This is a genomic window from Arthrobacter sp. 24S4-2 (assembly GCF_005280255.1).
GTDB lineage: Bacteria > Actinomycetota > Actinomycetes > Actinomycetales > Micrococcaceae > Arthrobacter.
Window position 1 is genome coordinate 1,252,001 of record NZ_CP040018.1, and the last position, 19,201, is coordinate 1,271,201.

Sequence of the window (19,201 nt, forward strand, 5' to 3'; positions counted from 1 at the left end):
GTGCAGTGACCACCGGCCAAGAAGGGTGATCGGGTTGCGAACCGATAGGCCGCGACACAGAAGGCAGGATGGATGCCGTGGCGTCAACGAGGTGGGAGGTGGCCAATGGTCAACAGTGGGTGCTCATGTATCGGGACGGCTTCACCCTGGCAAAGATCGCGGAGGCGGCCGGAGGGCCTGCGCCGAACGGCATCCGCGGATGGGTGGCAGTTCGTCAGCATCGCCCCCTCCGTGAATTCGGCCGGCTTGCCTATGTCCGTCGTGGAGTAGGCGGCGCAGCTGGCCTTGTCCTTACGCGCCAGCCAACTGTTCACCGGACCGGACGACGGCAGGGTCTCACAGACTCTAGTTAAGAGGGATCATCTCCTCAGCCCTGATTTCCCGCCATTTCAATGTCACAGCTGTCTCATACACTCTGTCTTATCAGGGCGTCTTGATACTCCTTAAGGACTAGCGAGACGAGACAGGACGGAGACGGACGTGAAAGTCGGCTACGCACGGATCAGCACGGGCGACCAGAATGCCGCCATGCAGGTGGAAGCTCTGGTCGCCGCCGGAGTGGATGAAAAGCGGATCTTCGTCGACGAGATGTCGGGTGGAAAGTCGGCCCGCGAACGCCCGCAGATGTCCAAGCTCCTCGACTACGCCCGCGACGGCGACGAAATCTTTGTCTGGAGAATCGATCGCCTTGGCCGGTCCTTGGTCGATGTCATCAACACCGTCAACGAAATCACTGCACGTGGCATCAGGCTGTACTCGATCATGGACGGCGTCGACCCCTCCACGGCCCACGGACGGCTCCAGTTGGCTCTCTTCGCCAGTCTCGCGGAGTACGAGCGCGAGCTCATCAACGAAAGAGTGAAGGCCGGGGTCATGGCGGCCAAGGCCCGCGGCGTGCAGTTCGGGAAACCGGCGCCCAAGGCGGAGACGGTGGAGAACAAGGTCCGGCTGTGCCGCCAGATGATGTCGGAAGGCATGGCAGCCAAGGCGGCGGCCGAAACGGTCAGCTGGTCGCGCGCCACAATGTACCGCTACTTGAAGCAGTTCGGTGACGACGTGCCCGTCGCCGGTCCGGTCCGGACGCGCCAGGGAGCGTCTAAGTACACCGGCCGCCGGCACGAGCCAGCGCCCCGGGACTAATCTGCGCATGTTCCCCTGTAGAGCCACTAGCAGGGTCTTTTACACCCATCGCCCAACAGATAGTGTTGGGCTATGGAAAAGCAGCGGAAAGCCGCGGAGCAGACCGTCATCCTGAAAGGCGGCGGCAAAGAGACCCCGGTCAAAATGCGGAACGGCGTCATTCTTCTGCCTAAGGGATTCAAGGTTGCACCCCGCCGGGCCCCGGCCCGGCACAGGACGCCGGGGAAGGCGGGCACGGTCAACCTGGCCGGGCTGAAAGACGCGCCGGACTATGGACCGCGCGCCATCACGCAGCGCCTGGTGAACGCGCTCGGCAACAACGCCGTGGCAGCCCTCCTCGGGGTTAATAAGGACAGGCCCAGCCGGTGGGTCTCCGGCCAGGACGCGCCGAACGAAGAGAACCGCGCCCAGCTCGCGGACCTCGATGCCCTGGTGGGCCATCTGCACAGCGCATTCACGCCCGCCCAGGCCAGGCTCTGGCTGGAAGGCCAGGACCCCCACCTGGGCGCCCGCCCCATCGACGTGTACCGGCTCGAAGGCGCCGCACCTGTGATCGAGGCGATCCGCGCCTTCGAACAGGGAACGTTCGCCTAGTACTACAGTCGCGCTTAATTTGGGTTGCATCGGCGTTTTAACCGGACTTTCCGCTCGTGGCCTGTTAATCGTTGGTGGTGAGTGATGATATTTGTGTGGCGGACGTAGAAGAGTGGGCCGAAGGTCTGGAGGAAATCGGCGATCTTATTGGGCCGCGGTTTGTCCGGTCCGAACCACGGCGGAATGCTGTGGGGTATGTGCGCGGGCTGCTTTCGGATGAGGAACGCAAAAACTCCTGGACCCTGTCTGAACGCGCCGGGCACGGCACCCCGGATGGCATGCAGCGCCTGCTCTCGACCACTGACTGGGACCCGGATGCTGTGCGTGATGACCTGTTCACCTACGTCAACCGCCATCTGGGTAATCCCGACGGGATCCTGATCATCGACGAGACCGGATTCCTCAAGAAGGGCGCCGCCTCAGCCGGGGTCGCACGCCAGTATTCGGGCACCGCGGGCCGGGTGGAGAACTGCCAGATCGGGGTATTCCTGACGTACTCCGCCCCGGCCGGGCGCACCCTGCTGGACCGGGAACTCTACCTGCCCAAAGCCTGGGCCGATGACCGGGAAAGATGCACCCGGGCCGGGATCCCCAAAACCAGGGAATTCGCCACGAAACCGGTACTGGCCGCGGACATGATCGACCGCGCCCTGGATGCCGGGATCCCGGCCCGCTGGGCCACCGGGGACGCGGTCTACGGCCAGCATTCGGGGCTGCGCCGCCGCCTGGAAGCCAGAGGATTGCACTACGTGCTGGCCGTTCCCATGAACCAAAACGTCATCGCCCCCACCGCCTGGCCGGGCGAGCAATGGCGCGCGGATAAACTCATCGCTTCCCTGCGCGCCAACGCCTGGCGGACCCGCACGGCCGGGGCTGGAACCAAGGGCGACCGCCGCTACTCCTGGGCACGGACCCGCATCAACGGACCTACCGAAACCGGAGAACACTGGCTACTGGCCCGCCGCTCCCTGAAGGACCCCACCGACCTGGCCTACTACATATGCCACGGCCCGAACCGGGTCTCGCTGGCCGAGCTGGTCCGGATCGCCGGCGCCCGCTGGGCGATCGAAGAAACCTTCCAAACCTCCAAGGGAGAAACGGGGCTGGACCACTACCAGGTCCGCCAATACACCGGCTGGTACCGGCACATCACCCTCTCCATGTTCGCCCAGGCCTTCCTGACCGTGATCCGCTCCAAAAAAGGGGCGCTGCCGCCGCAGACGAGGAACTGATCCGGCTCTCACTGCCCGAAATCAGGCGTCTGCTCGTCAGGCTCGTCTGGCACCGCACCACCAGCCCGAAACACGTCCTGGAACACTCAACCTGGCGACGGAAACACCAACACCGCGCCCGATGCTGTCATTACAAGACCCGCGGACACACCCCTTAAACGCGACTGTAGTACTAAGCCCCGACAGTGCCGCGCCCGTCCAGTCCATGTTCTTCCTTGCCGGCGCCATCGCAGGCCCGGTGATCGGCCGGTGGAGCGATTTCATCGGCCGCCGTGCGTCGCTCCTGCTGGTACTGGCAGTCATGGGCGCCGGAACCCTGCTCTGCATTGCCGCACCCACGCTGCCGCTGCTCATCGCGGGCCGGTTCCTGCAGGGCGTGTCCAGTGCCGTCTTCGCGCTCGCCTACATCGTCCTCAGCGAGAACCTGCACGCTAGAGTCTTCGGCACCTCCGTGGGCATCATCGCCGCCATCAACGGCGGCGTCGGGGGAGTGGACGGCTACGTCGGCGGTCTGATGGCCGAGACTCTCGGCTTCCGGTCCATCTTCGTCGTCGTACTGGTCCTCACCGCAATCGCCTCCGGCTGCATCCTCAAAATCGTCCCAAAGGGCCGGCCCCAGGGCGTCCGCGGCACCATGGACTGGTGGGGAGCGGGCTCGCTCTCGGTGTTCCTGGTCTTCGTGACCTACTTCGTGTCCGGCGGCTCGGCGGCCGGCTGGACCGCGCCAGGCACCCTGGCCCTGCTGGCCGGCACAGTGGCGTCCTTCGCCACGTTCTGGATGATCGAGAAAAAGCGCAGCCACCCCCTCATTGCAACCCACCACCTGCGCTCCCGCCAGGTCTGGCCCGTCATCGCCACCACTGTCCTGGGCCTTGCCGGCATCTTCGCAGTCATCAACTTCACCGTGGTGCTGCTCAGCCAGGACGTTCTCCACGGCTTCGGGCTGAGCGCCTCCCTCTCCGCCCTGCTGTTCCTCACCCCGGCCGCGCTCATCGGCGTCTTCGCCGCCCCGCTGGCCGGCTGGCTGGCCGACCGACGCGGCTGGATCAAGACCCTCCGCGCCGGCACCGCGCTCAGCCTGGCCAGCGCCATCGCCGCCGCCACTTTCTCCGACAACCAGGTGGCGGTGATGATCGCCGTCGCGTCCCTGGGCATCTTCTACAACGGCTTCTTCCTGACCGCCATCAACGGCCTCTCCGTCCTGCTCTCGCCCAAGGAAGCCCCCGCCGCGCTGCCCGGCATCAACGGTGCCTCCTTCGGCATCGGGGCGAGCCTCGGCGTCGTGATCGTTGCGCCGTTCGCCGCGCAGGCCACCTCCGCCGGGTACGCCACCGCCCTCTGGATCTCGGTGGCCATCACCGCCGCCGCGTTCATCGTCAGCCTCTTTGTCGCCGCCCCCAAGGGCGAAAAGCTCTGAAACCCCACGTCACTCCCGGCACCAACGAAACGAGAAACACCGCCATGACCACCACCAGCCACCCCTTCTACCTCGACTGCGACACCGGAATCGACGACGCCCTCGCCCTGGCCTATCTGCTTGCCTCCCCGCGGGCGGACGTGCGGGGGATCGGCACCGTCAGCGGCAACGTCAGTGCCGCCGTCGGCGCCCGCAACACCTTGGACCTCCTCCAGCTCGCCGGGCACGCGCACGTCCCCGTCGCGCTCGGAGCCCACGATCCACAGGCGGGCGCGTTCCACGGCGGGGCGCCGTGGGTCCACGGCGACAACGGCATCGGCGGCGTCGAACTGGCTGCGGCCGCCGCCGAACTGGTCCCCGGAACCGCGGCCGAAATGCTGGTGCGGCTGGCCCATGAACACCCCGGGACGCTGCGCGTCCTGGCCATCGGCCCGCTGACCAACATCGCCGAAGCCCTGCGGCTGGAGCCGGAGCTGCCCCGGCTGGTGGAGGAAATCACCATCATGGGCGGCGCCGCGTTTGCCCCCGGGAACATCACGCCCGTGGCCGAGGCCAACATCGCCAATGACCCCGAGGCCGCCGCCGAAGTCCTGGCAGCCGACTGGAACGTGACCCTGGTGCCGCTGGACGTCACCATGTCCAACGTCCTGGAGGAATGCCACCGCCAGGAACTGCTCGACGCCGGTCACCCGGTCCCGCAGGCCTTGGGGGAGATGCTGGGCTACTATTTCCGCTTCTACGAGAGCCAGTTCGGGCGGGCCTGCTCCGCGATGCACGACCCCCTGGCGGCGGCACTCGCGGTGGGCGGCGTCAAAGCCGCCGTCGCCCCGGTGGTGCATGTCGACGTCGACACCACCCACGGTCCCGGACGCGGCCAGACGGTCTGCGACCTGCGCGGACGGTACATGGGCTACCCGGAGCAGCCGGGCGCGCGGTGCCGCGTGGTGCTGGAGCTCGACGGGGACTTCGCCCCGCACCTGGTGGAAACGCTGCGTTCCTCCTCGGAAAGCACGACGGCGGCGCTCACCTCAGCAGCCGCCCTCGCCTGACGAAGCTGCCCCGGCCATCGGCGGCATCAGCGCGCTTCCACACCCGCTGAGGACCACGCGAATCGTGGCCCTCAGCGGCCCCGCGGCTTACTCCGGGGTTACGTAGGCTCCGGCAATGCCGCCATCGACCAGGAAAGTGGAGGCGGTGATGAACGACGCATCATCGCTGGCAAGGAACGCAACCGCAGCGGCCAACTCCTCAGGTTCGGCGAACCTGCCGAGGGGAACATGGACGAGCCGGCGGGCGGCCTTCTCGGGGTCCTTGGCAAAGAGCTCTTTCAACAGGGGCGTGTTGACCGGGCCAGGGCACAGGGCATTCACCCGAATGCCCTGCCGGGCGAACTCGACACCCAGTTCGCGGCTCATCGACAGTACGCCGCCCTTGGAGGCGCTGTATGAGATCTGGGAAGTGGCAGCACCCATCACGGCGACAAAGGATGCTGTGTTGATGATGGATCCTTTGCCCTGCGCCTGCATGTATGACAGGGCGTATTTGCAGCAGTAGAACACGGAAGTGAGATTCACTTCCTGAACCCTTCGCCATGCGTCGATCCCCGTATCGATTATCGAGGCATCATCTGCCGGGGAGATGCCGGCATTGTTGAACGAGATGTCCACACTTCCGTAGGTTTCGTTGGTCACGGCGTAGAGGTTCTTGACCTCTTCTTCGCTGGTGACGTCGACTTTGACGAATAGTCCGTCGACTTCGTCGGCGGCACGCTGTCCGGCAGTCGGATCGAGATCGGCGATAACAACGTGTGCTCCTTCGGAGGCGAACCGACGTGCGGTTGCCAGTCCGATTCCGCTTGCGCCCCCGGTGATGACTGCGCTGCGGCCTTTGAGTCGGTTGGAGATAACTTCAATCATTTTGCTTTTCCTTGTGTTGTGTTCAGTCGGTGGTTGAGATGAAGACGTTCTTGGTTTCGGTGAAGGCGTTCAGGGCGTCGGGCCCCAGCTCACGGCCCAGGCCTGACTGCTTGAATCCGCCAAAGGGTGTGGAGTACCTGACGGATGAGTGGGAGTTGACGGAGAGGTTTCCGGATTCCAGTCCGCGGGCTACGCGCAGGGCCCGTCCTATGTCCCTGGTCCAGATGGAGCCGGACAGGCCGTAGATGGTGTCGTTGGCGAGGCGGAGCGCGTCAGCTTCGTCCTTGAAGGGGACTACTGCCACAACCGGGCCAAAGATCTCCTCGTGCATCACCCGGTCCTCGCGGGACGGAGTCAGGACGGTGGGCGGAAACCAGAATCCCTTGCCTTCGGGCGCTGATCCTTGGAACGCGATGGGCGCTCCATCCGGCACGAAGCTTGCGACCGTGCGGTGTTGTGCGGCGGAAATCAGCGGCCCCATGAACGAGTCCTCATTCCGGGGATCGCCGACCTTCAGCGCCTTGACGGCAGGTTCAAGCAGTTCGAGGAACTTTTCGAAGACGTCGTGCTGAACCAGGATGCGGGACCGGGAGCAGCAGTCCTGGCCGGCGTTGTCGAAGGCCCCACCCGGGGCCGCTGCGGCGGCTGCCTCCAGGTCTGCGTCGGCGAAGATGATGTTGGCGCTTTTGCCGCCCAGTTCCAGGGTCACTGGCTTCACCTGCTCTGCACAGCCGGCCATGATCCGCTTGCCGACGCCTGTTGAACCGGTGAAAACCACCTTCCTCACAGCCGGGTGCGTGACGAAGCGTTCTCCCACGACGGATCCCTTTCCGGGAATGATCTGGAGTACACCGTCAGGCAGCCCGGCTTCCTGCGCAAGCTGCCCGAGGCGCAGGGCCGTCAACGGCGTCAGCTCAGCAGGCTTGAGAACCACCGTGTTGCCTGCTGCAAGCGCCGGAGCGAATCCCCACGCGGCGATGGGCATCGGGAAGTTCCACGGGACGATGACTCCCACAACACCCAGGGGCTCGTTGAAGGTGACATTGACGCCTCCGGCAACGGGGATCTGCTGGCCGGTGTGGCGCTCCGGGGCGCCGGAATAATAGGCGAGGACGTCCCGGACATTTCCTGCCTCCCACCGGGCGTTTCCGATGGTATGGCCGGCGTTAATCACTTCGAGTTGGGCGAGGTTCTCCAGGTCGTCATCCACTGCAGCGGCGAAGCGGCGCAGCAACATCGCCCGGTCGGCGGGTGAGATGTGGCGCCACGTTTCAAAAGCCGCCGCGGCCTTTTCGATTGCCCGGTCCGTTTCCTCCAGTGTGGCGAGCGGGACTGTTTCTATGATCTCTTCCGTTGCCGGGTTCAGGACATCAAACGTGCTGGTGGACATCGACTGCATTCTCCAATCGTTCTTTGCGGTAGTTGCGGGCTGTTTCAACAAATCCCGTGAAAAGCCGCAGGTCGTCCGGGTTCTGTTCGGGGTGGAACTGCACTCCCAGTACCCATCCGCCTGTTGTCGTCTCGAGGGCCTGTACGGTTCCGTCCTGCGCTGCCGCCGTCACCCACAGGCCGTCCGCGATCCTGTCCATGGCCTGGTGGTGGTAGCAGGGGCGCTGGCGTTTGGCCCGAGCAGGCTCTCGCTGATGCTTCCGGGTGTTGTGGTGAATTCGACGTTCCCAAACACACCCGGTGCCGGCTGGTACTGCGCTGCCTGCGGATTGACGTCCGGGATGTGTTGGATCAGCGTTCCTCCCAGTGCCACGTTGAGGATTTGGGCGCCGCGGCAGATGGAAAACAGCGGAAGTCCAGTGGCCAGCGCCGCTCTGGTCAGGGCGATGTCGTGGGCGTCCCGCGCTGGTTGGGCGCGGGTCAGTTCATGGGGCTCGGCGCCATACTGTTCCGGGTCCACGTCCGATCCGCCCGCGATGATGAGCCCGTCCAGGAGCTCGATCACTGTGGGGTCCGTGCCGACGGGTGGCAGGAGGACAGGTGTGCCGCCGGCGGCGACTACTGCCTGTACGTAGGTGCCTGGCAGGATGGCCGCATCGGCCTGCCAGACTCCCCAGGCTGCCTGTTGGTAGTAGGTGGTGAGGCCGATTCGCGGCCGGTAGGAATCAGAGACGTTCAAAGCCACGCTTGTGCTCCCAATCTGTGACGGCACTGTCGAACGCTTTCAGTTCGACGTCGGCGGCGTGCACGTAGTGGTCCACCACTTCGTCTCCGAAGGACTTGCGGGCGATTTCGCTGTTGACGAGCAGGGCGCGCGAGTCACGAAGCGCCGTCGGGATCCGGTCGGCAGTGGACTCGTAGGCATTCCCAACCATGATGGACTCAAGGGGCAACTCGTTCTCGATGCCGTGAATGGCTGCCGCAATAAGTGCTGCCGCGGCCAGGTAAGGGTTGACGTCGCCGCCGCCTACACGGTTTTCCACCCGCAGGCCGGGTCCACGCCCGACGATGCGCAGCGCACAACTGCGGTTGTCCAGTCCCCACGCAATCGCCGTTGGCGCGAAGCTGCCCTCGACGAAGCGCTTGTACGAGTTGATGTTGGGCGCCAGGAAGTACGAGAGTTCCTTCATGGCGGCCAGCTGACCCGCGACGAAGTGCTCCATGACGGGACTGAAGCCATGCTCGCCATCACCGGCAAGCACCGGGTTGCCGTCCAGGTCCGTCAGGCTGAAGTGGATGTGGCAGGAACTGCCCTCGCGCTCGTTGTACTTGGCCATGAAGGTGATGCTTTTTCCATGCTTTCCTGCGATCTCCTTGGCGCCGTTCTTGTAGAACGCGTGGCCGTCGCAGGCTTGGAGCGCTTCTGCGTACCTGAAGGTGATTTCCTGTTGGCCGTGGTTGCATTCCCCCTTTGAGGATTCGACGACGAGCCCGGCGCTTTCCATGCTGTTTCGGATGTCGCGGATGACCGGTTCGAGGCCGGCCGTGGCAAGGAGGGAGTAGTCGACGTTGTAGCGGGTTGAGGGCTTCAGCCCGACGTATTGCTTGTCCCATGCTTCGGCATAGCTGTCGTCGAACATGATGAACTCGAGTTCCGTGCCGATATGGGCACGGTATCCGAGCGTCTCGAGGCGTTCGATCTGGGCACGAAGTATCTGCCGCGGGGACTGGGTGACGGGGCGGCCGTCGAGCCAGAGGATGTCGCACTGGACCATCGCGGTGCCCTCCAGCCACGGCACAAGCCGGAGCGTGCTGACATCGGGTCGCATGACCATGTCCCCGTAGCCGTTGGCCCAGGAAGACATGGCGTATCCATCAACCGTGTTCATTTCCACGTCGACGGATAGGAGGTAGTTGCAGCCTTCGGCGCCATGTCCGAGGACATCCTCGAGGAAGGACCTTGCGCCGCAGCGCTTGCCCTGCAGCCGGCCCAGGGAGTCGGTGATGGCGACGACGACGGTGTCGATTTCACCCGTGGCAACCTTCTGCTTCAGCTCCTCGACGGTCAGCTGTGCCTGGGAGTTTTTCCCTGCGAATTGATTGGTCATTTGATTTCCGTAACTTCGATCTGGGTGTTGGACGTGATAGGTGCTCTCCGCCGAACTGGGCCGGAGAGGGCGATTCAGTTGCTGAGTTCGGCTTCGGCTGCCGCGAGCTGTGCAAATTCCTCTTCGGGCGCCCCTGCCACAATCCGGTGGCGGCTGTAGAACCAGTAGTAGAGGAGGGCGGCGGCGAACACTGCGGCGGTGATGGATGCTGCCATGACGTCGACGACGAACGTGGCAACGACCGCAACAGCAGCGAGAAGCAGGGCGACGGATGTGGTGACGGCACCTCCAGGGGTCCGGTATCCCCGGGAAAGGCCGGGTTCCTTCACCCGCAGGACTATGTGCGACAGGTTCAGCAGCACATACGAGACGGTCGCTCCGAACACCGCGATATTGATGAGCAGGGCACCGTTGCCGGTGGTGGCAGCAAGGAGGAATCCGAGGGCGCCGGGGACGATGAGCGCCCAGTACGGGGTCCGCCTCTTGCCCGTCAATGACAACCACTTGGGAAGGTACCCCGCGCGGGACAGGGCGAAGAGCTGCCGGGAGTAGGCGTAGATGATGGAGAAGAAGCTGGCCACCAGCCCCGCCAGCCCTGCATAGTTCACAAAGTCAGCAAGGACTGTGTTACCCCCGTAGGCCAGGCGGAGCGCTTCCGGAAGCGGGTTGTTCGAGACACCCATCGCCTCTGACCCGGCTGCGCCGGGAACCAGGACGAGCATCAGTGCTCCGAAGACCACGAGAATCACAACGGCAACGATGATGCCCCGGGGCATGTCCTTCTTGGGGTTCGCTGTCTCTTCAGCAGCCAGCGGGACACCTTCGACTGCCAGGAAAAACCAGATGGCGTACACGAGGGCTCCGACTGCACCTCCGATGCCCATGGGAAGGAAGGCGCTGGAGGTCGGGGAACCGTCCGGCACGACATCGAAGAGGTTTGCCGCGTTGAAATGCGGTACCAGGCCGATGACCACGGCAGCCAAAGCGATGACGGCGATTGTGGTGATCGCAAAGATCAGTTTCAGCGCTTCGCCGACTCCGCGAAGATGGATTCCGACGAAGACAGCGAAGGTGATGAGATAGACCGGCCAGGAGTTGGTGAGGCCGAACAGGCCCAGGGCTTCGACATAGCCGCCGATGAAGGTGGCGATGGCGGCGGGCGCGACAGCGTATTCGATCAGCACGGCCATCCCGGTGGCAAAGCCGCCCAGCGGGCCAAGAGCCCTGCGCGCAAATCCGTAGCCCGCGCCGGTGGTGGGCAATGCGGAGGAGAGTTCGGCCAATCCGAACACCATGCAGGTGTACATGATGCCCATCAGAATGAATGCGATGAGGAGACCGCCCCAGCCGCCCTGGGCCAGGCCCAGGTTCCAGCCGGCGAAATCTCCGGAGATGACATAGGCAACACCGAGGCCCGCCAGTAGGACCCACCCGGCCGCTCCACGTTTGAGTTGACGGTGATGGAGGTAGCCCTCGTCGTCGTTGACGGGTTGCTCCAAGGGACGTGATGACATGCGATTTCCCTTCTTCCAAAGGTCTTAATGGTCTGTAATTAGTCCAAAAGTCCTTTGTCAGTGTGGTGCAAGTCACCCGCAAGAGTCAAGTGGATGCTGATTTTCCTTGAAAGAGGCCCGGTTCCGGCTCAAGCCACGGTAAATAAATGGCATTTTATTAGACCGGGCTAGGATGGTGTCATGGAAGAGGCATCGCTTGAGGTTCCCACTACGCTCATACGGCCGGTCCGGCACGGAAACGCCTTTGAAGAAACCATCGAACGGCTGCTCCAGAACATCAAGCTGGGGCTCTTCGGCGTCGGTGACAAGTTGCCCGCCGAGCGGGAGCTCTCGGATTTGCTGGGCGTGTCACGGGCGACGCTGCGCGACGCCTTAGCGGAGCTTCAAAAGGCCGGCTATGTGGAAATCCGCCGCGGCAGGTCTGGCGGAACCTACGTATCGGCACGAAGGCTCGTGGAACTTAGGGGCGCCGCAGATCTGGACCCTGCGGAAGTCAACGACGTTCTGACCTACCGCGCCGTGCTGGAACCGGCCGCCGCGTCCCTCGCCGCCAAGGCCATGCTGTCTCCAAGGCAGCGGCGTCATCTGCTGGATACGTTGGCCGATGTGGCAGCGGCTCCGGTAGAGCTGTACAGGCCGAAGGACGCGCGGTTTCACGTGGCCATCGCGGAATTGTGTGGATCGCCAAGCCTCGTTGCTGCCGTTGCAGACGCCCGTGCACGGGTTAGCGACCTTCTAGACCGCATCCCGTTCCTGGAGCCCAACCTTGAGCATTCCAACCGGCAGCACCAGGAAATTGTTGACGCTATTCTCCGCGGCGACGCGGATGGCGCCTACCAGGTTACCCTCGATCACCTGCAGGGAACGGCGTCGTTGCTCCATGGATTCCTGGTCTCGCCGGAGAATTCTTCAGTCGCGGCATCCGACGTTCCCTGAATTCCTGACGTCAGCGGCCCGGACAACAGCCGGGAACGCGCGACGGCGGGACTCACCATCGGGTGAGTCCCGCCGTCGGGCGTTGGCGTGCGTATCCCAGAGGGAAATGGTCAGGAGCGCACCTTCGTGGCATGGCCCCTGGTGAGAACCAGCGCGAGGGCGATCATGCCGACGCCGAGCAGCAGGTGCAGTCCGTTGTCGAAGGCGTTCAGCGGGACGAAGTTCGCGGCCGATTCCTGGTCGAACACCAGGCCGTAGACGAACAGGACCAGGTACACGATTCCGCCGTAGAGGAGGAAGGAGCGGGCGCCGGTGGCGCTGCGGGCCAGGAGCAGGCCTGCTGCGCCGAAGAGGAGGTGGACGATGTTGTGCAGCACTGAGACCTGGAAGAGGCCCAGCAGCATGGCTTCGGAGTGGTGGCCCGCAAACTGCAGCTCGCCGTAGTTGCTGGTGATGCCGGGGACGAAGCCCAGGACACCGACCAGCAGGAATACTGCGCCCACCAGCATTGATCCCTTCTGGACGTTAGTGCGTGTGGCCATGCCGGTGCTGGTGTGTGTTGCCATGATGATCTCCTGAATGCGATATGTGTTTATGGATCAGCCGGTCTTTGCCAGCTAACCCAAGGGGTTATGCCAGCTATTCGGGTGCCAGCGCATTCCGGATGGGTCCATTGATAAACAATTGGGAATCGGGGGACTCGGAGCCGGCTACGGATTCTCCTCGCTTCGGAATGCCGTCTGGCTCCGTGACGGCAGGTCCTCTACTGGCGTGACATCGATACCCGCGGTTTCCGGATCCCTGAACAGGATGGCCAGGCCCGGGCCACCAGCCCCGGAAACTCGTCCTGAATCTGGAGGGCGGCCTTCGTCCAAGCACTCTGAGTCGACCAAGCCGTTTGTCAGTTTCCGAAGTCAGCTGCACGGATCATAGTCGCGGAGCCAGACCTGACCAGCGGTACCGCACATGCGGCGCGGAGGGGTCTCACCCACAAGACCTTCGCCTATCTTGCCCGAAACCTTCGCTGACCTTGCTCGAACAGGGTCAGCATGAATTCATGACTGGAAGGAGTGAACATCATGGCTGACGACAAGGAACTACTGGACTGGGTTTCCCCGCGCAAACAGCGGGAGGTTGACAACCAGGCAGCATTTCTGCGCTATCTGCTGGACCGTGAAGACTCATTAGGCGACGAGAATCATGAACGATTGCTTTCCCCGTCCTCGTGAACCGTATGACGCGCGTTGGGCCGTCAAAAGGGATCTAACGAACATCATCGCCAAATACACCGACAGGGGCGACCATGAAACCGCCGCAGTCTACATAGAAGCACTTGCCCGTTACGACGGAGACTGAATCGGGCCCGGCCAATTCGGTTCTAGACGAGGCGATTGCTTCCGGGGTCCTCGGGCTTTCAGCCCACGTGGCGTTAAGCGTCCGTACCGCGCAACAGTCAGCCGCCCCAGGTGCTCACCGACCGGCGCGTTCAGGCCGGTCAAGTCCGAAACACTACGTCCACAGGTGGATTTTCCATGAGGTCCCTGTACCGTACCGGTAGACGGTCATCATCCGGGCGTCCAGCGGGTTGTCCCGGCAGAAACGGGGGATCAGCAGTGCGGTATCGACGATTGCCTGGATCGGGTCAGCTGCCTCAATCCGCTGGAGCTCGTCATGGAAGCGCTTGATGGACCGAACCCAGGCTGAGGCGAAAAGCGCATCGCGTGAGCGGAAGCGGTGATAGATCGAGCCGACGGGGCTCCGAGCCTGGCGGTTACATGGGCCACGGCGGCGGAACGCCAGTGCTCATGGACGGCGAGCACGGCGGCGTCGAGTATTTCTTCTCGGGAGTATGAAACAGGTCTTGGCATTTCTTCCATGGTTTGCCACTCTGGAGAAGCTCATCTAGAGACGGATCTCTAGAACGACTTGGGGGAGAAGAGCGTGCTGAACAAACGACCTTGGCGAATCGCCGCCTTTTGGGCTTTGGTAGTGTCGGTGACGCCTTACGGCCTGATAAAAATTGCTTGGTTGGCTGGCTCCGACTTCGGTATGAAGCAGGGGACAGGCGTAGGGGAAATGGGAACCCCGCGCTTCCTCATCGGCAACACCGTCACAATCGCCATGGACGTACTGTCGGTACTGCTGGGACTGGCGCTGATCCAACCTTGGGGACGACGCATCCCCGCCTGGTCCGTCTTCATTGTTGGCGGTGCCGCCACCGGATTATTGGCACCAATTCTGATCGGGATTCCCGTGGGAAGTGTTCTGCAACTGGCGGTTGAAGGTGGCCTCTCGTCCGGAGGCGAGGGAAACCTTGAGGGGTGGACGTTCGCGGTCATCTACGGCGGGTTCGGCATGATGGCTGTCGCGCTTGCGGTTCTCCTGGCGCTGTACGCAGATGAGCGATGGGGAGAACTTGTTGCGGCCGGAGTGCAGCCGCCCGCGCACAGATGGGCCACGGCGGCCGGCGGAATTGGAATGCTTAGTTTTGCCGCCGCAATGCTCTATTGGGGCATTTTCGGGCCGGGAGCCAGCGGGCCGCTCGGCATGAATTCGATCGCACAACGCACAGTCCTTACCGTAACCGGCATCGCCGCGGTCGCAGGGTTCCTGGCGCCGCTCATTATGGGCAGATCGGCATCGCGCGCACGCTCCGCAGCGCTCATCACCTGGGTTGGTTGCGCCACCACCGCGCTGCAGGGTCCCACCGGGCTCCTGCTGGCCCACGATGGACAGATTTCGCCTTTCGGCCTGGTGGTGGCTGCTGTCGGGACTCCCGCTGCCGTGCTCTATGGTCTCGCAGTCCTGGAAAGCACCCGGCGGATGGCGCCAGACCTGACCCGCGTGGAGATCCCGGATCGGAGCTAAACCACCAAAGCGTGTCCCGCGCCTTTGCGCAGGGATTGGACAGGGCTACGGCCGGTGCGGGCGTGCCGTGGTTACTACCAGGTTGGTCATGGCCTGGACGGCGTCCCGATTCGAAAGCCCGTTGTCGTGGCAGAGGGACCGCCACGTCCAGAACGAAACGGAGTGGGCGACGACGGCGCGCAGCCGGCTCCTCCTGCCGGGCGCCGGAAAGGCCTCAACGAGCGTGTCCCGGAAATACACATCGCGCGCTTTGAGCTCGTTGCGGTGCTTGTCCGGAATTGCATGCCAGTCACCGTAGATGCGCGTGAGCATCTGCTCACCGTCGCGATAGAACCGGTAGAGGTCAGTCAGGCCGGCCTGCAGGCGTTCCACGGGGTCCGCGAGCTCTGACCACGCAGCCGGGTCGGGCCGCTGCTGCTGTGAGAGCCAATGCGAGGAACACGCAGAGAACAGCGCCTCGTCGTCGGCAAAATGCCGGTAGACGGTCAAGCGTGTCACCCCCGCCTGCTCGGCGACGCCGGCAATGGTGGTGCGGGCAGGGCCTATTGAACCGTGCAGGGCCACGGCGGCGTCGACGATGCGCTGGCGCGTTGTCTCTACCTGCTCGGCGCGCTTATTCATCTGATAACGACGAAGTTTGGTTGAACGCTCCTGTTCACTCAAAGTGTTGACACCGGTCCCTATGCGCGGATAATTGGCGATACACCATTGTATATCGAATTAGGAAAGGTGGCCCGTCATGGGCGCTGAGAAGGCTCCGCGGCTTACGGTCGTGCAGCCAGGGGAAGGACGCCAGGGCAGCCTCGGGAGTATCGGGGTTGTCTTCAAACTGTTTGGTGAACACACCAACGATCGGCTCTCGATCGTGGAGCACCCGTTCCCGGTCGGTGCCTTGGTTCCGCCGCATACTCATACCCGTGAGGACGAGTACTCGATCGTCCTCGAAGGCGAGATCGGATTCCGCTCCGGTGAGCGCGAGGCGGTGCTCGGTGCCGGGGGTTACATCACCAAGCCACGCGGCGAGCTGCACACCATGTGGAACGCGGGCAAAGTCCCGGCGAGGATGATCGAAGTGATCAGTCCCGCTGGGTTCGAGCATTTCTTCTGGGGGCTGGCCGAAAATCTCGAAGGCGGGGGACCGCCGGACCCAGAGGTTCTCGGCAAACTGGCCGCCGAATACGGTCTTCAGTTCGGCGAGGCGCCCTGGCTGCCGGACATCATCGCCCGGTACGGCCTGACTCCTCCGAGGGGCTGACGGGGAAGGCCATGGCCGTTCAGCCCCACCTTGAGCGGAAAAGGCCCTGGGCTGCGCCCGCCGCAGTAGCCGCGCGGAAGTCGCTGGCACCGCTGGCCCGCATGGCCGCCGTCGTACTCCTGCTGCACGTCCTGGGCTGGGGAGCGCTGCTTATAAGTCTCGCCCCGCAGAACCTTCACCCCGGTTCCAGCCAGGTCTTCGGCGTGGGGATCGGCGTCGGAGCCTATCTGCTCGGCATGCGCCACGCGTTCGACGTCGACCACATCGCCGCCATTGACTGCACCACCCGTAAGCTCATGGGAGAAGGCCTGCGGCCCGTCTCCGTTGGCTTCTGGTTCTCACTGGGCCACTCCAGCATCGTCTTTGGCCTCTGCCTGCTGCTCGCTGCGGGATCTCGTGCCCTGGGAAGCCAACTCGGTGACGACGCCTCGTGGTGGCGCGACGTTCTGGGATTTGTGGGCACCACCATCTCAGGGCTGTTTCTCTACATCCTGGCGTTCCTCAACCTGGCCCTGCTGATCCGCGTCATCTCGGACTTCCGCCGGCTGCGGGCCGGCCATGGGGCAGTCCAGGAGAGCGGCTTCACCTCGGGCCTGATGGCCCGGGTCCTGCGCCCGGTCATGCGGTGCATCACCCGGCCATCGCAGATGTACCTGGTGGGGCTGCTGTTCGGCCTGGGATTCGACACCGCCACCGAGGTCACGCTGCTGGTGGTTGCCGGGGGAGCGGCGGCCGCCGAACTTCCCTGGTACGCGGTCCTTGCCCTGCCAGTCCTTTTCGCCGCGGGCATGAGCCTGCTGGACAGCCTGGACGGATGGTTCATGAACGTCGCCTATGACTGGGCTTTTTCGAAGCCGGGGCGGAGTCTGCTGTACAACATCGCCCTGACCGGGCTGTCCGCCGCCGTCGCCCTGGCCGTGGGGACAGTGGAACTGCTGTCCGTGATCGCAGCGAAAGCGGGCGTCACTTCCGGGATGTTTGAGGCCATTGGCGGCATCGATCTGACGCGCATGGGCTTTGCCGTTGTCGGTCTGTTTGTTCTCGCCTGGCTGGCGGGGGTCTTCGTTTGGAGGTATGGACGCCACGGGTGGGCGCTGCCGCGGCATGTGAGCCGCTGAATCAGCAGCGGGCAGACCATCTGCGACCTGCGCGGGGTGCACATGGGCTACCCGGAGCAGCCCGGCGCGCGCTGCCAGGTGGTGCTGGCAGTGGAGGGCGACTTCGCGGCGCGACCACCCTCGGGACATCGATCCTGCCGTCCGCGGGCCTTTGGACTCTGGCCGGGCGGAGGGCAGCCGGGCAAAGTCGAGGCAGACCTTATCAGGCTAGGGAAGAAGGCATCATGCCTCGCACATCCGTCATCACGGGCGCCGCCTCAGGCATCGGGAAGGCAACGAAGGAACTCCTCGAGCACCGGGGCGAACGCGTCATCGGAGCCGACATCCACGACGCCGACGTGGTGGTGGATCTTTCCACGGCTGAAGGGCGCGGGGCCCTGGTCGAGGAGGCAAGCAGGCTCAGCGGCGGCTCGCTCGACGCCATCTACGCCGTCGCCGGCCTGGCCGTTCCGGCCCCCGCCACTGTTGCCGTGAACTACTTCGGCACTGTCGCCACGCTTGAAGGGCTCCGGCCCCTTCTGGCCGGCGCGAAGGCTCCACGGGCCGTCCTCGTTTCATCGATGGCAGCCCTCATGTCAAGCGACGGTGAGCTGGTCGCCCTGCTGGCCGAGGGGGACGAGACGGCAGCCATGGCCCGCGCCGAGGTCCTGGCCAAGGAGCCGACGACCACCGGACAGCTTATCTACGCTTCGACCAAGCTGGCGCTCTCGCGGTGGGTTCGACGCCAAGCCGCCTCGGCGGCGTGGGCCGGGGCCGGGATCCCGCTGAATGCAGTAGCACCCGGCATCATCGCCACGCCCATGACGGCCGAGCTGATCGCCACTCCGGAAGGGCGGGAGTCGCTGCTGGGAGTGGTCCCGATGCCGCTGAACGGTATTGCTGAGCCGATCGTCGTCGCCCGCCTGCTGGCTTGGCTCAACAGCGAGGAGAATACGCACCTGTGCGGGCAGGTCGTTTACGTCGACGGCGGCAGCGACGTCGTCCTGCGGGGCGACTCCGTGTGGTGACTGTTTTGCGCCCGACGGCAGGAAGCCAAGCCCTCGGTGAGGTCATCGCCAGGAGAGCCGCCGTCGTACCGTTTGACCATGCTATTCCGGTTGTTACCGCAGAACCGCAGGAAAAGCTCGGCGGGTGTCAGGCCGCCAGTTCTTCGACTTTCACGGCGGAGATTTCGAATTCAAGGGTGATCTTGTCCGAGATGAGGACCCCGCCGGAGTCAAGCGCAGCATTCCAGGTGAGGCCGAAGTCCTGCCTGTCAATCCGGCGGGAGCCTTCGAAGCCGGCCCGCAAGTTGCCCATGGGGTCACGTTCGACGCCGATGAAGTCCAGCGGGATGGCTATGTCCTTGGTGACTCCGCGAATGGTGACGTCACCGCCAACGATGAAGTGGCCGTCGTCGACCTGGTCCACCCGGTTGCTGGAGAAGGTAATCTCCGGAAACTGTGGGGCGTCGAAGAATTCGTTGGTGCGCAGGTGCTGGTCGCGGTCCGCGTTACGGGTGTCGATGCTGGCCACCTTGATAGTCATTCGCGCCGACGAAAGCTCGGGGTTTTCCGCATTGACCTGGATGGCGCCCTCGAAATCGTTGAACGCCCCCCGCACCTTGGTCACCATCGCGTGGCGGGTGGAAAAACCGATTCGGGTATGGGTCGGGTCGAAGCGCCACTCGCCCGAAAAGTCCGACAAGATTTCAGTCATGAATTGCCTCCTGTGC

Annotated in this window: 19 protein-coding genes and 1 pseudogene; 11 read left to right on the forward strand and 9 right to left on the reverse strand. The window is 64.0% G+C overall.

Annotated elements, in window-relative coordinates; genetic code table 11:
• The first annotated feature begins 480 nt into the window (after positions 1-480).
• The 5 genes and pseudogenes from FCN77_RS05860 to FCN77_RS05880 all read left to right on the forward strand — a co-directional run bounded on the left by FCN77_RS05860 (position 481) and on the right by FCN77_RS05880 (position 5,432).
• Positions 481-1,140, forward strand: coding sequence for a recombinase family protein (locus FCN77_RS05860; RefSeq protein ID WP_137321510.1), 660 nt, complete (start codon positions 481-483; stop codon positions 1,138-1,140).
• 72 nt (positions 1,141-1,212) lie between these two features.
• Positions 1,213-1,734: a hypothetical protein gene (locus FCN77_RS05865; protein WP_137321511.1), complete on the forward strand. Its 522-nt coding sequence runs from the start codon at positions 1,213-1,215 to the stop codon at positions 1,732-1,734.
• A 134-nt stretch (positions 1,735-1,868) separates the two neighbouring features.
• Complete coding sequence (locus tag FCN77_RS05870; protein WP_254678996.1) at positions 1,869-2,966, forward strand: IS701 family transposase; 1,098 nt, start codon at positions 1,869-1,871, stop codon at positions 2,964-2,966.
• Between the two features lie 175 nt (positions 2,967-3,141).
• Positions 3,142-4,383: pseudogene (locus FCN77_RS05875) on the forward strand (MFS transporter); the annotation flags it as partial.
• Between the two features lie 44 nt (positions 4,384-4,427).
• A complete protein-coding gene (locus FCN77_RS05880) occupies positions 4,428-5,432 on the forward strand; it encodes a nucleoside hydrolase (RefSeq protein WP_137321513.1) in 1,005 nt (334 codons plus the stop codon).
• Positions 5,433-5,519: 87 nt separating this feature from the next.
• Here the strand turns inward: FCN77_RS05880 and FCN77_RS05885 are convergent, their stop codons facing one another.
• From FCN77_RS05885 to eat, 6 genes are all read right to left on the reverse strand, one after another.
• Complete coding sequence (locus FCN77_RS05885) at positions 5,520-6,287, reverse strand: 3-oxoacyl-ACP reductase (protein WP_302647481.1); 768 nt, start codon at positions 6,285-6,287, stop codon at positions 5,520-5,522.
• Between the two features lie 34 nt (positions 6,288-6,321).
• Positions 6,322-7,689, reverse strand: coding sequence for an aldehyde dehydrogenase (locus tag FCN77_RS05890; RefSeq protein WP_137321515.1), 1,368 nt, complete (start codon positions 7,687-7,689; stop codon positions 6,322-6,324).
• Positions 7,670-7,888 carry a gamma-glutamyl-gamma-aminobutyrate hydrolase family protein gene (locus FCN77_RS27570; protein ID WP_368074316.1) on the reverse strand — a complete coding sequence of 73 codons (219 nt, stop codon included), beginning with the start codon at positions 7,886-7,888 and terminating at the stop codon, positions 7,670-7,672. Before FCN77_RS27570 ends, FCN77_RS05890 begins: the two co-directional genes overlap by 20 nt.
• A complete protein-coding gene (locus tag FCN77_RS05895) occupies positions 7,858-8,433 on the reverse strand; it encodes a gamma-glutamyl-gamma-aminobutyrate hydrolase family protein (RefSeq protein WP_368074317.1) in 576 nt (191 codons plus the stop codon). The genes FCN77_RS27570 and FCN77_RS05895 overlap by 31 nt, the downstream gene beginning before the upstream one ends.
• Positions 8,414-9,796: a glutamine synthetase family protein gene (locus tag FCN77_RS05900; protein WP_137321516.1), complete on the reverse strand. Its 1,383-nt coding sequence runs from the start codon at positions 9,794-9,796 to the stop codon at positions 8,414-8,416. Before FCN77_RS05900 ends, FCN77_RS05895 begins: the two co-directional genes overlap by 20 nt.
• A 74-nt stretch (positions 9,797-9,870) precedes the next feature.
• Positions 9,871-11,310 (reverse strand): ethanolamine permease, encoded by a 1,440-nt coding sequence (eat, locus tag FCN77_RS05905; RefSeq protein ID WP_137321517.1) that lies wholly within the window; start codon positions 11,308-11,310, stop codon positions 9,871-9,873.
• A 180-nt stretch (positions 11,311-11,490) separates the two neighbouring features.
• On the opposite strand from eat, the gene FCN77_RS05910 reads away from it, so the two are divergent.
• Complete coding sequence (locus tag FCN77_RS05910) at positions 11,491-12,246, forward strand: FadR/GntR family transcriptional regulator (protein ID WP_137321518.1); 756 nt, start codon at positions 11,491-11,493, stop codon at positions 12,244-12,246.
• Between the two features lie 110 nt (positions 12,247-12,356).
• On the opposite strand, the gene FCN77_RS05915 is transcribed toward FCN77_RS05910, so the two are convergent.
• Positions 12,357-12,812: a DUF4383 domain-containing protein gene (locus FCN77_RS05915; RefSeq protein WP_137321519.1), complete on the reverse strand. Its 456-nt coding sequence runs from the start codon at positions 12,810-12,812 to the stop codon at positions 12,357-12,359.
• Positions 12,813-13,325: 513 nt separating this feature from the next.
• Between FCN77_RS05915 and FCN77_RS25855 the strand changes: the two genes are divergently transcribed.
• Together FCN77_RS25855 and FCN77_RS05920 are read left to right on the forward strand one after the other, a co-directional pair.
• Positions 13,326-13,475, forward strand: coding sequence for a hypothetical protein (locus tag FCN77_RS25855; RefSeq protein WP_175417160.1), 150 nt, complete (start codon positions 13,326-13,328; stop codon positions 13,473-13,475).
• Between the two features lie 847 nt (positions 13,476-14,322).
• On the forward strand, positions 14,323-15,114 hold the full coding sequence (locus FCN77_RS05920) for a hypothetical protein (protein ID WP_137321520.1): 792 nt from the start codon (positions 14,323-14,325) through the stop codon (positions 15,112-15,114).
• A gap of 45 nt (positions 15,115-15,159) precedes the next feature.
• On the opposite strand, the gene FCN77_RS05925 is transcribed toward FCN77_RS05920, so the two are convergent.
• On the reverse strand, positions 15,160-15,735 hold the full coding sequence (locus tag FCN77_RS05925) for a TetR/AcrR family transcriptional regulator (RefSeq protein WP_254678874.1): 576 nt from the start codon (positions 15,733-15,735) through the stop codon (positions 15,160-15,162).
• 118 nt (positions 15,736-15,853) lie between these two features.
• On the opposite strand from FCN77_RS05925, the gene FCN77_RS05930 reads away from it, so the two are divergent.
• The 3 genes from FCN77_RS05930 to FCN77_RS05945 all read left to right on the forward strand — a co-directional run bounded on the left by FCN77_RS05930 (position 15,854) and on the right by FCN77_RS05945 (position 18,494).
• Positions 15,854-16,369, forward strand: coding sequence for a cupin domain-containing protein (locus tag FCN77_RS05930; protein WP_137321522.1), 516 nt, complete (start codon positions 15,854-15,856; stop codon positions 16,367-16,369).
• Between the two features lie 11 nt (positions 16,370-16,380).
• Positions 16,381-17,487 (forward strand): HoxN/HupN/NixA family nickel/cobalt transporter, encoded by a 1,107-nt coding sequence (locus FCN77_RS05935; RefSeq protein WP_254678875.1) that lies wholly within the window; start codon positions 16,381-16,383, stop codon positions 17,485-17,487.
• A 224-nt stretch (positions 17,488-17,711) separates the two neighbouring features.
• The gene (locus FCN77_RS05945) at positions 17,712-18,494 is read left to right on the forward strand and encodes an SDR family oxidoreductase (protein WP_137321523.1); all 783 of its coding nucleotides are present in this window, start codon (positions 17,712-17,714) and stop codon (positions 18,492-18,494) included.
• 127 nt (positions 18,495-18,621) lie between these two features.
• Here FCN77_RS05945 and FCN77_RS05950 read toward each other — a convergent pair whose 3' ends face one another.
• Positions 18,622-19,185: a YceI family protein gene (locus FCN77_RS05950; protein WP_137321524.1), complete on the reverse strand. Its 564-nt coding sequence runs from the start codon at positions 19,183-19,185 to the stop codon at positions 18,622-18,624.
• Positions 19,186-19,201: the final 16 nt, after the last annotated feature.

Bases quoted from the DNA above. Each gene is read 5' to 3' on its own strand.
- FCN77_RS05925 (WP_254678874.1), bottom strand. From the start codon at position 15,735: ATGAATAAGCGCGCCGAGCAGGTAGAGACAACGCGCCAGCGCATCGTC.
- FCN77_RS05900 (WP_137321516.1), bottom strand. From the start codon at position 9,796: ATGACCAATCAATTCGCAGGGAAAAACTCCCAGGCACAGCTGACCGTC.
- FCN77_RS05945 (WP_137321523.1), top strand. From the start codon at position 17,712: ATGCCTCGCACATCCGTCATCACGGGCGCCGCCTCAGGCATCGGGAAG.
- FCN77_RS27570 (WP_368074316.1), bottom strand. From the start codon at position 7,888: ATGGACAGGATCGCGGACGGCCTGTGGGTGACGGCGGCAGCGCAGGAC.
- FCN77_RS05935 (WP_254678875.1), top strand. From the start codon at position 16,381: ATGGCCGTTCAGCCCCACCTTGAGCGGAAAAGGCCCTGGGCTGCGCCC.
- eat (WP_137321517.1), bottom strand. From the start codon at position 11,310: ATGTCATCACGTCCCTTGGAGCAACCCGTCAACGACGACGAGGGCTAC.
- FCN77_RS05920 (WP_137321520.1), top strand. From the start codon at position 14,323: ATGGGAACCCCGCGCTTCCTCATCGGCAACACCGTCACAATCGCCATG.
- FCN77_RS25855 (WP_175417160.1), top strand. From the start codon at position 13,326: ATGGCTGACGACAAGGAACTACTGGACTGGGTTTCCCCGCGCAAACAG.
- FCN77_RS05930 (WP_137321522.1), top strand. From the start codon at position 15,854: ATGGGCGCTGAGAAGGCTCCGCGGCTTACGGTCGTGCAGCCAGGGGAA.
- FCN77_RS05915 (WP_137321519.1), bottom strand. From the start codon at position 12,812: ATGGCAACACACACCAGCACCGGCATGGCCACACGCACTAACGTCCAG.
- FCN77_RS05950 (WP_137321524.1), bottom strand. From the start codon at position 19,185: ATGACTGAAATCTTGTCGGACTTTTCGGGCGAGTGGCGCTTCGACCCG.
- FCN77_RS05890 (WP_137321515.1), bottom strand. From the start codon at position 7,689: ATGTCCACCAGCACGTTTGATGTCCTGAACCCGGCAACGGAAGAGATC.
- FCN77_RS05865 (WP_137321511.1), top strand. From the start codon at position 1,213: ATGGAAAAGCAGCGGAAAGCCGCGGAGCAGACCGTCATCCTGAAAGGC.
- FCN77_RS05910 (WP_137321518.1), top strand. From the start codon at position 11,491: ATGGAAGAGGCATCGCTTGAGGTTCCCACTACGCTCATACGGCCGGTC.
- FCN77_RS05880 (WP_137321513.1), top strand. From the start codon at position 4,428: ATGACCACCACCAGCCACCCCTTCTACCTCGACTGCGACACCGGAATC.